This is a genomic window from Belliella calami (assembly GCF_022549695.1).
Classification (GTDB): Bacteria; Bacteroidota; Bacteroidia; order Cytophagales; family Cyclobacteriaceae; genus Belliella; species Belliella calami.
Genome location: NZ_JAKZGS010000004.1, coordinates 1 through 14969, shown reverse-complemented (window position 1 = coordinate 14969; position 14969 = coordinate 1). Strand labels below are relative to the sequence as shown.

Genomic DNA, 14969 nt, shown 5'->3' with positions numbered 1-14969 from the left:
AATGCATACAGGTAGTCACTTTAAAATTTCTGAATTCTTGTTTTGGACAAGACGAGATATAATATGTGCCATTATAATAGCTGCAATTCCGACAATTTTGTTTCAGGTTTTTGATTTAAAGTGGATTTCTATTCCTTGGGTACCGGTAGCGTTGGTAGGTACAGCAACGGCCTTTGTAGTGGGTTTCAAAAACACCCAAACCTATAACCGTCTTTGGGAAGCAAGACAAATTTGGGGAGCGATCGTCAACACAAGCCGCACTTGGGGCATGATGGGCAAGGACTTTGTAAATGCTGAGAAAAAAGAGTCTGAAATACTTATCTATAGGCATTGTGCCTGGCTTACAGCGCTGCGTTTTCAACTTAGAAAACCCCAACCATGGGAAAATAACAACAAGTCACATTTCAAAGAATATAGTAAGCACTATTCCATTCCTGAGTGGGAGGGTAAGTTGGAAGAAGAATTGAAAAAGTATCTTTCAGGTGAAGAATACAAATATGTGCTAGAGAAGAAAAATAGAGCTACCCAGCTTATTTCATTACAATCGAAACATTTGAAAGCACTAAGAAAAGAAGGGAAGATTGCGCATTATGAATATGTAGAAATGGAGCGTCAGCTGTCTTTTTTATATGACCATCAAGGCAAGTGCGAACGCATCAAAAATTTCCCCTATCCAAGACAGTTTTCGAGTGTCAATCTGTTTTTTGTATGGCTTTTGGTGCTGATGCTTCCATTCGGCATGCTCAATGAATTCCAAAAATTGGGAGAAAACTTTGTATGGTTGACCATACCATTTTCGGCTATTGTTTCCTGGGTTTTCACTTCCTTGGAAAAAGTTGGAGAAGCTACCGAAAACCCCTTTGAAGGTGGAGCCAACGACATTCCGATGGCAGCACTCTCCCGAACAATTGAGATAGACCTGAGGGATATGCTCGATGAAAGCCAACTGCCCGAGCCAATCACCCCTAAGAACAACATCTTAATGTGATTTTAAAAATGGATTGATGAATGATGAAGTTCACCAATCGACAGATGTTTTGTCAAACGGGATAATCAATCGGTTAAATAAGAAAAATAAAAAATGTTTTGAGATAACTAAAATTATACAAAATTTTTGTAATTAGCATTCCTAAAAACTGGTGTAACGGGAGACTTTTTGGTTTTATTTGCACCAAAATAAAGGATTAAGACTTTAAAATTCTTTAAAATTTGTTTATTATTGATAGCATGCTTTTGATAGAGATGCTCTCAATTTGGTTAGGCTTAGTATGCTGTTTTAAAAAAACCTCTATACATTAACTTATGGAATTATTTGAAAATTTAGACCCTTTGCTCAGAACTTTTTGGTATGTTGCGATTCCAACAAGCTTGATTTTTGTAATTCAAACTATTTTGACTTTTGTAGGCGGAGATGCCACAGATGGTTTGGAAGCGGACTTTGAAGGTGATTTGGGCGAAGTAAATGCACCATTTCAGCTTTTTTCACTACGGAATCTAATTAATTTCCTTTTGGGATTCAGTTGGACTGGAATTTCCTTTTTTACTAGTATTTCCAACGAGACCATTTTAATACTTTTAGCTATTGCGATTGGATCTTTGTTTGTTTATCTATTTTTCCTGATCATCAATCAAGTAAGGAAGTTGGCAGAGGATAATTCATTTAAACTTACCAACACCCTCAACAAGACTGCAGATGTGTATCTGACAATTCCTGGTCATAAAAAAGGAAAAGGGAAAATAATGATCAGTGTAAATGGAGCTTTTCATGAACTCGATGCCGTCACTGAAAATGATAGTATTCCATCAGGTGCAGTAGTCAAAGTTGTAAGAATTGATAGTAATAACCTTTTAATAGTAGAAACACTTTAACCAAATCTATTTTATGTCACCAATGATAATTGTTGTAGTTGCGGCAATCGTTTTGTTCGTAACAATTTTAGCTTTAGTGTCAAGGTACAAGCGATGTCCTTCTGACAAAATCCTGGTTATTTATGGCCGAACCGGAGGGACATCCGCAAGATGTGTCCATGGTGGAGGCGCATTTATCTGGCCGGTGATTCAAGACTTTGCTTTTTTGGACTTGAAGCCACTTTCTATTGAAGCCAATCTTACCAATGCACTTAGCCGTCAAAATATCCGAGTAGATGTACCTTGTAGGTTTACAATCGCAATCTCCACTGAAACAGACAGCATGAATACAGCTGCTGAAAGGCTTCTTGGCTTGTCTTCAGAGCAGATTCAAGAACTGGCAAAGGATATTCTTTTTGGACAGTTGCGTTTGGTGATTGCCACAATGACTATCGAGGAAATCAATTCTGATAGAGATAAATTCCTTGAAAACATTTCAAAAAATGTTGACAGTGAATTGAAGAAAATAGGCTTAAAGCTAATCAACGTAAACGTAACCGATATCAAAGATGAATCAGGTTACATTGAGGCATTGGGTAAAGAGGCTGCTGCCAAAGCGATCAACGAAGCCAAAATCAGTGTAGCAGAGCAGGAGAAAATCGGGGAAACTGGAAAGGCCTTAGCAGATAGGGAGAAAGATACACAGATAGCAGAAACGCACAGGGACCGTGACGTAAAGATCGCAATCACCCAGAAAGACAAAGAAATCAGTATAGCGACCGCCCAGAGAGATGAAACTATCGGTAAGGCTGAAGCAGAAAGAGATACAAGGGTAAAAACCTCCGAAGCAAATGCGGTTGCGATCAAGGGAGAAAATGAGGCTAAAATATCCATAGCACAATCAGAAGCAAATAGAAGGGAAAAAGAGGCTGAAGCCCTCAGAATTGCCCTAGCATCTGAAAAAGTCCAAGAAGCGAAAGCTTTGGAAGAGTCTTATGTAGCCGAACAAAGGGCAGAACTTGCAAGATCTGAAAGAGAAAGATCTACGCAAATAGCAAACATTGTAGTACCTGCTGAGATCGCCAAACAAAGGGCAATCATCGAAGCCCAAGCTGCGGCTGAAACGATCAGGGAAAATGCAAAAGGGGAGGCAGATGCTATTTTTGCAAAAATGGAAGCTGAAGCAAATGGTCTTTATGAAATCCTTACCAAACAAGCAGATGGCTACAGGCAAGTCGTAGCAGCTGCTGGTGGAGATCCGACGAAAGCGTTCCAGTTGTTGTTGATAGAGAAACTTCCAGAACTTGTGAAAACGCAAGTAGAAGCAGTGAAAAATATCAAAATAGACAAAATAACTGTTTGGGACTCTGGAAATGGACAAGCCGATAATGGGAATTCGTCTACTGCAAATTTTGTCTCAGGAATGATGAAAACCGTTCCTCCACTCAATGACCTTTTCAATATGGCAGGGCTCAACTTGCCTACATACTTGAAAGGGCCTGATGAGGCAGAAAATCAATCAGAAAACAAAGAGGAAAAGTAGGTAACTTTCTTTGGTAATATTTGATTTAGTACAAATGCAGGAATTAGAATCTTTACTGGTAAAATTCCGAATACACATAATTTTTTTAACCCAATCCTGACACGCTTCAGGATTGGGTTAAAATTTTTACAAACTGATTTTTACTCGTCTTTCAGTGTTTTGACAGGATTCATTTGGCTTGCTATGTAGGATTGGCCTGATACGATCATGATGGTAAACAGTATTCCTCCAATTGCCACTAGGAAGAAATTGAACCACGAAGGCCAATTTCTGACAGTAAATTGCTCTATCCAGCTTTGCATGAAATATAAGCTAAGTGGAAGCGCTACCAATACCCCCATCAATGTGATCACCAAGAATTCTTTATTGAACATCCAGGAAATACTCCAACTTGAAGCCCCAAGTACTTTCCTAATCCCTATCTCCTTGGTACGTCCAGCAATGGCCAAAGCTGCCATGGCAAAAAGCCCCATCAGTGCAATCAAAATCGCAATACAAGCTGCCAAGAAGACCATTTTACCAAGCCGTTCATCTGCTTTATATTGATCTGCAACGGCCTCGTCCATAAAACTGAAGCTAAAAGCATCCATTGGATATATTCGCTCCCACTCCTCCTTCAATATTGCTTGAAATTGCTCAATATCGCTTCCATTACCCCTTACGACAACTTTTGGATTGCTGGCTGAACTGATCATTAGCATGTTTACGCCGCTAAACAAAGTAGCAGGACTCTTTGCCAAGATCACCGGTTCGATTTGCCCATAAAGAGAATTGTGATGAAAATCTTTCACAACCCCAACAATTTGATGGGTGTTGAATCGGTTGTTTGGGATAATTTCCCCCAAAGGATCTTCCCAATTCATTGCTTTGGCAAAAGTTTCATTGATGATAAAAGCACTGCTATCAGATTTAGGATCTGGATTAAAGTCCCTTCCTTCTGCAAGTTCCAATCCAATGGTCTTAAGATAATCACCTCCTACAAAATTCAAACGAAAGCTAAACTGTTTGCCATCTTCCAGTGAAAACCCTCCATCCCAAAATGCATCATCTCCATAGGTTGAAATGGTGATTCCTGCAGAATTTACCTCAGATCTACTTGATAAAGCCTGACGATAGGTTTCTGCTTTTGCAAAGCTTGCTGTGATTGACTTGACAAAACTTGTAGAAGGTACATCAGGAACATCTACCAAAATGATCATATCCTGATCAAATCCTAGGTCATGATTTCTGATAGCATTCATCTGATTGACCATGATCAATGTGGATGCGACCAAAAGAAATGAGATTGAAAATTGAAAAGCTACAAGCCCTTTTCGCAATCTCTGTTTTCCAAACTTAAAAGACAGATTTCCCTTCAAAACCCTGATAGGCGCCAAACTTGACATAAAGAATGCTGGATATGCTCCAGCCATAGCAGTAATTGCCAGTGTCAACCCGAATAAGACCAGGATTTGTTCAAACCTATAGACTAATTGAAGCTCTTTTTCAAACAATGCATTAAAAGTGGGAAGGATTGTTTCTGCCAGAATCAACCCAAATATCAAGGCCAACAGTGTAGTCAAAAGGGCCTCAGTCAAAAACTGAAAAACGAGATGACCAAACTCAGCTCCCATTGTTTTGCGGACTCCCACTTCCTTTGCCCGGGTAGTAGATCTTCCTATCGCCATGGTTGTGAAATTGATACAGGCGATCAATAGAATCAGGAAAGCGATTCCTGCCAAAATCCAAAGCAACTGAGGGCGGGTATTTTCTATCATTCCAGGATTCTGGGTATCCAGCAAATGCATGGCTGAAATTGGCTCTAATGTAAAATAGTATTCACCAGCAACATAATTCTCTCCAAGTACCTTTTTCATCATAGCATCCACCCCAGCTTCGACCTCACGCTTGGCCAGCGGATCATTTAGCACTACATAGGTCTCACCGTAGACATTGTACCAGGAGTTTTGACTTTCCTTTCCAATAGAAAAGTCCATATTTTCATCATTGAGCAATACTTCAAATTGGATACTTGAATTGGCAGGTAAATCTTCCAAAAGACCAACAACCTGATATTCTTCAAAATCATCCTCCATGCGCATCCGAATAGTTTGACCAATCGGATTGGTGTCGCCAAAATATTTTTTTGCAGTCTTCTCTGTGATGACTGCACCAAACTTATCTTGCAATACCTGATTGGCTTCACCCCGAAGCAGTTTGAAATCAAAGATCTCCAAAAACTCAGGACTCACCATCAAAAATGGTTGAAACTGGATGGTCGATTCATCCAAATATGCCTGTGCACCTCCGCCAATCGTTCTAGTCACCTGCCTTACCTGAGGGAATTCATCCCCGAAAGTAGGTGCAGTACTGATGGGAGTGGAATAGCTCGAATTGAAACCATTCTCGTCTTTCTCATGTCTTTCAAGTCGAAAAATGTACTCAGCTTGAGAATGGAACTTGTCAAAACTCTGCTCAAACTGTATAAAAAAGAAAATAAGAATACTGATGCCCAACCCAATAGATAAACCTATCAAGTTGATCCCGGTATGCAGCTTGTTTTTGTAAAGATTGCGGATTGCGATTTTGAAATAGTTCTTAATCATGGTGTATAGCTTTGTGTGAAAAACTGTTCCTGGAAAAGCCTTCGTATATTGGAAAAGCAGGAATGAAGGGAGGAATACATGTTTCCTTTTCCAAAACATCTATAACAGGGGCAATTTTCCTTTTTACGGGATTTTCGTGCGCAAGTGTAAAATAATTTTTCGGCATAGTAGTATCTCTGTACAGGTTAGAATACCAGTTCTATGCCTAAAAATAATAGTCAATATTGTCGTTAAACGCCATTTCTAGGGCTACAAGATTGTCATTTCCGAACAATATCGACCGTCAACGGACTATTTGCGCTATTTGGTTTTCACAAAAAAAATGCAATCAACGTTTTTCAAATATTGGGATGTAAACTTGACAAGGGTTTTACTTGGAATCATCTTGGCTGATATAGGCAAGGAATTATGCCTTACCAACTACCACCAGCACCACCGCCTCCAAAAGATCCTCCTCCGAATCCTCCGAAACCACCGCCGCCACCAAATCCACCTCTTCCTGAAGAGAAGTCACCGAACTTTCCTCTTCCACTTCCTTTGAGCATATTGGCAAGCATTATAGTGGTGAAGAGGTCTACACCTCCACCTTTGCCACCCATGTGGTTATCGTTGTCTTTTCTATTCTTGATCAATGGAATAATGACAAAGATGAAGATAAAGAGCAGAAACATAAAAATAGCTCCTCCACCATTGCCACTCGAAGTAACCTTTTCAGCATCGTATTCTCCAGATGCAAGTTTGAAAATCATATCAGTGGCTTTATCTAAGCCAGTATAATAATCTTCCATCCTGAAGTTTGGTACAATTAGCTGATCTACGATTCTTTTGGCAATTGCATCGGGAATCGCTCCTTCCATACCATATCCTGTCGCAATAAAAACTTTTCGGTCTTTCATAGCAGCCAAGATCAGGATTCCATTGTCTTTGTCTTTTCTGCCTATTCCCCACTTATCACCTAGCTGAAACGCATATTCACTGATGTCATAGGGTCCAATAGAATTGACCATTACTATTGTCACTTGAGACGAAGTGCTGTCATTGTAGGCGACTAGCTTATTCTCAAGGTTTTGTATTTCGGAAGATGAAAGGGTTTTAGAAAAATCATTGACCAGCTTTGGAGGGTTTGGTACTGCCGGAAAATCCCCTTGAGCCCAAGCGAATGAGCTTATCAAATACACAAAAAAGAAAAGCAATAGTGGTTTATTATTCATAATGTTTTTGTGAATTCAATTTTAGCCAAATGAGATTTCATCAGGCAATTCATTTTCATCTCCTTTTTGATCATAAGGAAAATGCGATTGGAGCTGTTGTCCAGACATTTCTATACCTTTTCTTAATCCTTCGGTATATTTTCCCTGACGGAAATTTAGAGTCATTTCTTCTTTGATATTTTCCCAAAAATCTTTGGGAACCACCCGATTGATACCTGCATCACCCAAAATCGCAAATTTATGATCTGCTACTGCAAGGTAGAATAGCACTGCATTGCGATTTTGGGTTTTATGCATTTTTAGCATTTCAAACACTTCAGCAGCTCGGTCAAGCACATCAATTTTGCAATGACTCTCAATGTGTACTTGAATTTCGCCGGAGGTTTCCCTTTCTGCTGCCTGAATCGCAGCTTCAATGATACTTTTTTCCTCTTTGCTGAATAGTTGTTCTGCCATGGTTTTTTTTTATATCACACTCTGGGGAAAATCCTTCGCCTTTAGTGTTTTTATCTTTGTGAACTTGGTGTTTTTACTTTGTGATCATTGTGGTAAAAATTATAACCACTAAGGTCACAAAGTTTTTCACAAAGCACACAAAGTCTTAGATGCACTTTAGCTGCCCTTAGGCGAAACCAAACCTATCGGTCTTTAGACGTCAGTAGTTTAGTTAAAATTGTACAGTAGGGGCATTTTCAGATCCTGCTGCTGCCTCAAAGTATCCTTTGCGCTCAAATCCATACCAACCTGCAAATATGTTGTTTGGAAATGTTCTCAAGTTGGAATTGTAAGATTGTACCGACTGGTTGAAGTTTCTTCTCGCTACTGCGATCCTATTTTCAGTACCTTCCAATTGTGCTTGAAGTTCAAGGAAGTTTTGATTGGCCTTCAAGTCAGGATATCGCTCCACAGCAACCAAAAGGCGGCTTAATGATCCACTAAGTTGATCTTGAGCTTCTTGGAATTTGGCAATGTTTTCCGGTGTCAAGTCATCGGCCTGAAGTGTGATTGATGTCGCTTTGGCTCTAGCCTCTATCACTCCAGTGAGGGTTTGCTGTTCAAAATCGGCATAACCTTTTACTGTGCTTACCAAATTAGGGATAAGATCCGCTCTTCTTTGGTATTGAGTTTCGACCTCAGCCCATTCTCCATTGATGGTTTCTTCAGTTTGTACAAAAGTGTTGTAGACACCCACAGCTTTGGTGTATACAAATAGCCCAACAAGGGCAATGATAATAATAGGGATAAGTGCTTTTTTCATAGTTTAGATGTTTTTAAAAACATTGCAGGTATTTGACGTAAATTTAGTGTAGAGGTTTATTATTTGCAGGAAATTTCTGCATTTTCTCTGAAGTTGGGAAATTAAAAAATTTCCTCCGTGTTGACAATGAGATTTTTAAGGTGGATATAAAACGTGGTTCCCTTTCCAACTTCACTTTCTACATGCAGGTTGCCATCATGTGCGCGGATCTGCTCCCTAACCAAATATAGTCCGAGACCTTTTCCCTCGACATGTGAGTGAAATCTCTGATATAGCCCAAAAAGCCTATCGCGATATCTGTCCAGGTCTATTCCAATTCCATTATCCTTGAATTCAATTACTGTATATGCTCCTTGGGTGAATGTTTTGATATTTATCTGGAGTTTTCTGTCTGGATGACGATATTTTATAGCATTGGTAGTCAGATTGATAAGAAAATTTTCCAAATGGGAATAGATATAGTTGATCTTGACAGCTCCACTAAAATCTTTGTGTATGACAGCATCGGCTTCTTCTATTTGTTTTGATAAGCTTTTCTCCAAATTACCGATTATATGATCAAAATTTACGAGTTCGATTTTTGGAAGCTTATTCTTTTTGATCGCTACTACATCTATAAGGTCTTGAAGGGTGTTATTCAATATATTAGTAGCTACTCTTAGGTTGTCTATAATTTCCTTGTTATCGGGGTCAGAAGCATCCTGATTGTTGTATAGCTCGAGCAGAGAAGTGATATTGACAATCGGTGCCCTCAAATTGTGGGAAATAATATATGCGAATCGCTGGAGTTCCTCATTTTGGGATTTGAGATCTTTAATGAGCAAAGTTCTTTCTTCTTCAGCATTTTTAGATTCTGTGATATTCTGCGTTACGAGTAGAATTCGATCGATTTCTCCACGGTTATTTATCAGTGGTACACCATTGCTGAGATAATGCTGATTTCCTATGACAAGTTCAAATGCCACAGATTCGCCCATCAATACTTTGGTAAGTTGCTCAACCACCTGTTTGGAAATTTCGTAATCATATTTTTCAAAAAGTGAAGAACCTATTAAGTAACTAGGATCAATCCCCCTTTGCCTATACTCTTTTCCATCAGTATAGACATATTTGAAATTGGTATCAAGTACTTCAATTACTCCTTTAGGGAAGTTTTCAGCGATGTTTCTAAAAAGCTGTTCTGATGCAAGCAATCTTTTTTCATATGAAATTCTACTTATCTCTGCTCCGATTCTGTCAGAAAGAACACTTAGCACATTTTCATAAGCGCTGCTTACATACATTTGCATTGATCCCATCAAGACTAGCATCCCCAATTTATTGTTGTTGATATCTGTCAAGCTGACTCCCATATAGGAAGAGATGTTTAATTTTTTGAGATCTTCATCATAGGGGAAATGTTTCTGAGCATCTTGGAGGATGATCAATGGGGAATTTGTCGCCATTGCTTGTTCGCATGGTGAGTTTGCAATCTCATAAGTGATATCTTCTATTTTTACCCCATTGTGATGAATAGAAATTGTTTTTGCTGTTTTGTCTTTACTGTTGATTTCTGCAATGAAGCAATAATCCATATTCAGTTTCTCCGAAAGCAGGAGTGTAAGTTCATCAAAGAATTTTTGTCCACTATACTTCGAAGTCCTTTCTGTCAATTCGGAAAGTACATTATGAACGTATTCTTGTTCGCTGATATCCTCTAAGATGGCCTGATAATTATCACCATTATCGATGGCTTTTGCATTGACCCGTAAATGATAAAGTCTATTTGTGAAAAATGTAACGTATGGCCCTTCGTATTTACCAAGACCATTTACCAAAGAATCCTTAAATACTTGGATTATAGGTTGGCCTTTTGCTATTTCAAACAGGTTTTTGCCTATGATTTCATTTTCGGATTCTAGACCCACGTGTTCTAGATAGCTTTTGTTGGCTGCCAAGATTTCCCCATCTTTTGAGTAGTTAAAAATTGAGACTGGGTTTTCGTCAAAAAGTGTTTTGTACTTTATCAGGTTGATCGTATGTTCTTCTTCCTTCAACTTTCTATGTGTGATATCGACGTACAGCCCCGCCCAGATTGACTCATCTTGGAATTTTTTAAGTCGGTTAGATGCACCAAAAATCCACTTGGTTTTACCTGATTTGGTTTTGATTCTAAATTCAGACTCGAACTTTTGATTTTTGTCAAATGATTTTCTGCTTGCCGATAAAAATGAATCTAGATCTTCCTCTAAGATTAATCTTTGAAAAGAGTCCTCGTTCTGAAGCATTTCATAGGGATGCAATTCTACCAAATCCATACATCCTTCGCTGATAAAAATATACTGGTGCGTACCATCAGGAAAGGCCTTGAGCATGTAGACAATGCCTGGTACTACTCCTGTAAGTTCATCTAGGATGTTTTTGTTATCCAAAAGCTCTTTCTCTATTTCCTTAAATTCAGAGATGTCTGCAATAATGCCCAAAACAATTTCACCTGTACTGTCTTCATTGCTGATCGTCCTTTTTTCATCCTGTAGGAAAATGTACTGGCCATTTGCATGAAGATACTTATAGACAATGGTATTCGTATGTTTAAAACCACGATTATAAACCAATTTGTCATCTGGGTGAATGTGCTCTCTCCATTTACTTTTGGAAATCCCTTCAAAAAAATCATTATCATAGCCCAATACTTTTTTTACAGCTCCAGAAAATCTCATTTCGTCTGTTTCTGTATTGTATTCATAATAGATCAAATTGTCATTGGATGCTTCTGAAGGATTTTCTTGCAACAATCCCGCTTCCAATGCTGACTTAGAAGTATGGTATTCCAATTGGATCAACTCTATGTTTTCGCAGAGGAGTTTTTTTGTAAGAAATAGTCTTCCTGGGAAAATCGTCAAAAATGAAGGATGTTTATTTTTTTTGAATTTAGAAACCTCTTTTTCGCCTAGAAATGAAAATCTAAATTTGACCATCTGCTCCCAGCTCTCAAAGCCAACCGTGCCAAGGTCGTTACTTTGGATAGCATATCGATGTCCTTCTACCAAAAGCCAAGAGTATTTGATGTTGTTGGGGATTTGGATTGGTGATACCAAAGCATTGATCAAATATGATCCATCTTCCTGACTGATCACATAACCTTCTATCTGAACCCATTGAAAACAATTGTCTTTGAATACGATGGGACAAATAAACTTGTCTCCATTGCCCAAAGACTTGAAAAAAAATTCAAAAACTGGTTTTTTTATAGTGGGAAAAAGAGCTTCAAAAAAACTCTCTTTATAGAACTTGGAATCTACACGAATCAGTTCTCTAACTTCTGAAGAAATGTATAGTAGTTCAAATGTCTGGTTTTTATACTTTTTAAGTGTAAAGAGAATGTTCTGAAAGTTGTGTTTTGATAGTTCAGACATGTTATTCATGTTAAAATCTTAGAATCCCTTGATTTAAGCATTTGTTTACTTAAAAAAAACCTTGACAAATGTACATAATTGATTGGATAATCTTTATAAATTATCTTTTCTAAAGATCTTATCAAATTTTGGGACTCATATTTGCCTTCTTAGACTAAATTGAAAATCAAGTGTCTCAGACTTTTCTGGGATTTCAGAATCGTATCTTATCACAGTTACATTCACTACTCTTCCAACTTCTGATTTGAAAAGCTTTATCAAATCAGAAAGTTCCCAAAAATCAATTGGAATATTATTGATTTTGATAATTTCGTCGAATTCCTTTAATCCACTTATTGCAGCTGGAGATTTTGGTTTGACATTTGAAATATAAATCCTCCTCAGATCAGTTGGCAGTACTTTGGCAGTAATACCGCTCATGTCGTACTCGAAAGTATTAGTGAATGTGGAGGATTTTCTGAACAAAAACCTTTCCCTTGGGTAATCCAATATAATTTCTAATCGACCGAGAAGCTCTGAACCTAAGCTTCCTTGTCTTCCTGATTCCTTGATAATGTAGCTGTAGTCGGTTTCCTGTGGAAATGAAGTGATTATATTACTAAATTTGAGATTATTGAGTGAAACAAATTTTGTCCTGCCCACCACACCATACAAGTCTCCACCCAAGGATCTTCCAAGTTCGGTTTCCAAATTGATTTCCGGAATCTGAATTTCTTCAGTTGTCTCTGGATTGAGTAATAATCCATGGTTTGCTCCAGTATCAATAAGGAGTTTTCCTTGTAAAATATTGCCTTTACTTTGTTTTATTTTTGCATTTATGTATGGTTTGTTCATTTCTATTTTCATTGGCAATTTTCTAAACCCAAAAGGACGCCATTTGAGTGCCTTAGTATTATAGAAAGTTATTTTTCCGTTGTCATAATCTATTCTTATCGGATTAAATTTGAAAAATTCGTATCCGATTACTCCATAAACTGGAATTCCTATCACACTTTCCAGCTCAAAAAAATCCTCATCCAACACAAGAAGAGTCTGGCTAATACCTTCTAAATTTCCCATATCAAGATAATTGTTTGGTGATATGGAGGCTGTCAGTACTGTTTTTCCATCTGCACCTATCAAGTCAAGACTCCTTGTATAACTGAGGTTCATTTCATTTCCCATTGTTTTGCTAAATAGGATATTGGTCCTGACGCCTGTGTCCAAAATGAAATTTAAAGGAGGATTTCCATTGATAGAAACGGGTACAATAATGAGGTTATTGGAATTTATAAACTTGATTTCGGTTTTTCTTGCTTCTTTTTTCAAAAAAAAACCAGGCAGTTGAGCAAAGCAAGAAGTACTAATCAGTAGGCATATTTGGGCTAGTATGGTTACAAGTACTTTGGGCATAAATTCCTGGGAGCTTATATTTTATCTTTCTTAATATAAGAAGAAAAAACATGAAATTTTGTTTTAGAAAAAAATTATGAATGTCGGTAATTTTTAAAGAAAAATCAGACTTGAGTGAGTCGATGAATGGATTCTGGCATTGAGATTTCAATAAATGTTGAAATTATGTAAAAAAACCCGCATCTTTAATTCTTATTATAAATTGAACATGGCAGAAAAGTCGGTAATAGATAAAGCAAAAAAGATTTTTGAAAATTTCCTCTCTAGACAGGGAAGTCGAAAAACCCCGGAAAGATTCTCGGTTATTGATGAATTGTACATCCTTCCACAAGATGAGCACATCGATGTAGAAGGGTTGTTTTTATTGATGAGAAACAAAGGCTATTCAATTAGCCGTGCTACTATTTATAACACCTTGGATCTCCTTGTAGAGTGTGGTTTGGCAGTAAAGCATCAGTTCAAAGATAAAGTTGCGCTATACGAACAAGCTTTGACATATAAGCACCACGATCATCACGTTTGCAACCAGTGTCGAAAAATCAGGGAGTTTTCTGACGAAAGGCTCAATATGATCAAAGAAGCAATGGGCAGGGAATTTCAGTCAGCTATCAGCAGTCATTCACTTGTCCTTTATGGAGATTGTCAGATTCAGAATTGTGAAAACCTACAATTTGGATAAATCACTTTTTGAAAAGCTTTTTGTAAATCGGCTTCCTGTACAAAAATTGCAAATATAATGCAGGGTATAGAAGTACTGTCATCAAACGAAAAGGACCACTGTAGGAAATTTCATCACGAATTATACTTGAATCCCCACTTTTAATAATTCGGTGCTTGTGGCGCCATGATTTTAAGAAAAATGGTAAGGCTGTACCCTCATCAATAAAGTAAAACTCCTTTTCATCAGTGCGATCTTCCGTAATCTCACTTGTCCACTTTTGTTTGAAAAATATAAAATTCAACTCCAAAGTCACCAAATCTCCTTTCGAAGATCCATCGAACCGAAGTAATTTTACTGGAGGAAAAGGAGGGCTAAGTTTCGTAAATAATGTTTCATCAAAGCCTTCTTTGACTTTGAGGTAATCCTGTTCAACTTTTGTTTCTATATTAATATCCATCTATGTTATAAGCGAATATCCATGACTATTGTTTGGCAAAGTTATGTTATGAGGATTTCAAATATGATACTAGTTTCGAAAGACAAGATGAAAAAAGATTGTGATATAATTAAAGACTTGAGGAAGTTGCAAGGGGGGAATAAATTCTTAAAAACCCAACAAGTTGACACTTACTTATGGCTTAGAATAAAAATCTAAAATCTTTAAGTTTTTGACTATCAACTTGGCGTTCTCAGCGCCTTCGTGGTTACTATTTACCGCAAAGGCGCAGAGGACGCAGAGTTTCTTGAAAAAACTTAAGTGATTTGAAAATCAATTCTTTGTTCAGATTGGTACCAGAATGACATCTACCAGTGACCTATCCTTAGAGGAAGTTGCAAGATGGAAACAAATTCTAAAGAATCAACAAGTTGACACTTACTTATGGCTTAGAATAAAAATCTAAAATCTTTAAGTTTTTGACTATCAACTTGGCGTTCTTTGCGCCTTCGCGGTTACTATTTACCGCAAAGGCGCAGAGGACGCAGAGTTTCTTGAAAAAACTTAAGTGATTTGAAAATCAATTCTTTGTTCAGATTGGTACCAGAATGACATCTACCAGTGACCTATCCTTAGAGGA

11 protein-coding genes are annotated in these 14969 nt (G+C 37.7%); 4 read left to right on the top strand and 7 right to left on the bottom strand.

Annotated elements, in window-relative coordinates:
• Position 1 precedes the first annotated feature (1 nt).
• The 3 genes from MM236_RS06700 to MM236_RS06690 all read left to right on the top strand — a co-directional run bounded on the left by MM236_RS06700 (position 2) and on the right by MM236_RS06690 (position 3391).
• Positions 2 to 988 (top strand): bestrophin family protein, encoded by a 987-nt coding sequence (locus MM236_RS06700; protein WP_241274184.1) that lies wholly within the window; start codon positions 2 to 4, stop codon positions 986 to 988.
• A 314-nt stretch (positions 989 to 1302) separates the two neighbouring features.
• On the top strand, positions 1303 to 1869 hold the full coding sequence (locus tag MM236_RS06695; RefSeq protein ID WP_241274183.1) for an NfeD family protein: 567 nt from the start codon (positions 1303 to 1305) through the stop codon (positions 1867 to 1869).
• A gap of 13 nt (positions 1870 to 1882) precedes the next feature.
• Positions 1883 to 3391, top strand: a complete 1509-nt coding sequence (locus MM236_RS06690; protein WP_241274182.1) for a flotillin family protein — start codon at positions 1883 to 1885, stop codon at positions 3389 to 3391.
• A 140-nt stretch (positions 3392 to 3531) separates the two neighbouring features.
• Here the strand turns inward: MM236_RS06690 and MM236_RS06685 are convergent, their stop codons facing one another.
• The 6 genes from MM236_RS06685 to MM236_RS06660 all read right to left on the bottom strand — a co-directional run bounded on the left by MM236_RS06685 (position 3532) and on the right by MM236_RS06660 (position 13148).
• Positions 3532 to 5976 (bottom strand): ABC transporter permease, encoded by a 2445-nt coding sequence (locus tag MM236_RS06685; protein WP_241274181.1) that lies wholly within the window; start codon positions 5974 to 5976, stop codon positions 3532 to 3534.
• Between the two features lie 413 nt (positions 5977 to 6389).
• Positions 6390 to 7187, bottom strand: coding sequence for a TPM domain-containing protein (locus tag MM236_RS06680; RefSeq protein ID WP_241274180.1), 798 nt, complete (start codon positions 7185 to 7187; stop codon positions 6390 to 6392).
• Between the two features lie 21 nt (positions 7188 to 7208).
• Positions 7209 to 7643 carry a TPM domain-containing protein gene (locus MM236_RS06675; RefSeq protein ID WP_241274179.1) on the bottom strand — a complete coding sequence of 145 codons (435 nt, stop codon included), beginning with the start codon at positions 7641 to 7643 and terminating at the stop codon, positions 7209 to 7211.
• A gap of 211 nt (positions 7644 to 7854) precedes the next feature.
• On the bottom strand, positions 7855 to 8445 hold the full coding sequence (locus MM236_RS06670; RefSeq protein ID WP_241274178.1) for a LemA family protein: 591 nt from the start codon (positions 8443 to 8445) through the stop codon (positions 7855 to 7857).
• Between the two features lie 101 nt (positions 8446 to 8546).
• The gene (locus MM236_RS06665; protein WP_241274177.1) at positions 8547 to 11840 is read right to left on the bottom strand and encodes a PAS domain S-box protein; all 3294 of its coding nucleotides are present in this window, start codon (positions 11838 to 11840) and stop codon (positions 8547 to 8549) included.
• A gap of 135 nt (positions 11841 to 11975) precedes the next feature.
• The gene (locus MM236_RS06660; RefSeq protein ID WP_241274176.1) at positions 11976 to 13148 is read right to left on the bottom strand and encodes an aspartyl protease family protein; all 1173 of its coding nucleotides are present in this window, start codon (positions 13146 to 13148) and stop codon (positions 11976 to 11978) included.
• 292 nt (positions 13149 to 13440) lie between these two features.
• On the opposite strand from MM236_RS06660, the gene MM236_RS06655 reads away from it, so the two are divergent.
• A complete protein-coding gene (locus MM236_RS06655; protein WP_241274175.1) occupies positions 13441 to 13911 on the top strand; it encodes a Fur family transcriptional regulator in 471 nt (156 codons plus the stop codon).
• Position 13912: 1 nt separating this feature from the next.
• Here MM236_RS06655 and MM236_RS06650 read toward each other — a convergent pair whose 3' ends face one another.
• Positions 13913 to 14350 (bottom strand): SRPBCC family protein, encoded by a 438-nt coding sequence (locus MM236_RS06650; protein ID WP_241274174.1) that lies wholly within the window; start codon positions 14348 to 14350, stop codon positions 13913 to 13915.
• Positions 14351 to 14969 lie beyond the last annotated feature (619 nt).

What these genes read in the sequence shown, in the direction of transcription:
- MM236_RS06700 (WP_241274184.1), top strand. Translation starts at nt 2, where the DNA reads ATGCATACAGGTAGTCACTTTAAAATTTCTGAATTCTTGTTTTGGACA.
- MM236_RS06695 (WP_241274183.1), top strand. Translation starts at nt 1,303, where the DNA reads ATGGAATTATTTGAAAATTTAGACCCTTTGCTCAGAACTTTTTGGTAT.
- MM236_RS06690 (WP_241274182.1), top strand. Translation starts at nt 1,883, where the DNA reads ATGTCACCAATGATAATTGTTGTAGTTGCGGCAATCGTTTTGTTCGTA.
- MM236_RS06685 (WP_241274181.1), bottom strand. Translation starts at nt 5,976, where the DNA reads ATGATTAAGAACTATTTCAAAATCGCAATCCGCAATCTTTACAAAAAC.
- MM236_RS06680 (WP_241274180.1), bottom strand. Translation starts at nt 7,187, where the DNA reads ATGAATAATAAACCACTATTGCTTTTCTTTTTTGTGTATTTGATAAGC.
- MM236_RS06675 (WP_241274179.1), bottom strand. Translation starts at nt 7,643, where the DNA reads ATGGCAGAACAACTATTCAGCAAAGAGGAAAAAAGTATCATTGAAGCT.
- MM236_RS06670 (WP_241274178.1), bottom strand. Translation starts at nt 8,445, where the DNA reads ATGAAAAAAGCACTTATCCCTATTATTATCATTGCCCTTGTTGGGCTA.
- MM236_RS06665 (WP_241274177.1), bottom strand. Translation starts at nt 11,840, where the DNA reads ATGTCTGAACTATCAAAACACAACTTTCAGAACATTCTCTTTACACTT.
- MM236_RS06655 (WP_241274175.1), top strand. Translation starts at nt 13,441, where the DNA reads ATGGCAGAAAAGTCGGTAATAGATAAAGCAAAAAAGATTTTTGAAAAT.
- MM236_RS06650 (WP_241274174.1), bottom strand. Translation starts at nt 14,350, where the DNA reads ATGGATATTAATATAGAAACAAAAGTTGAACAGGATTACCTCAAAGTC.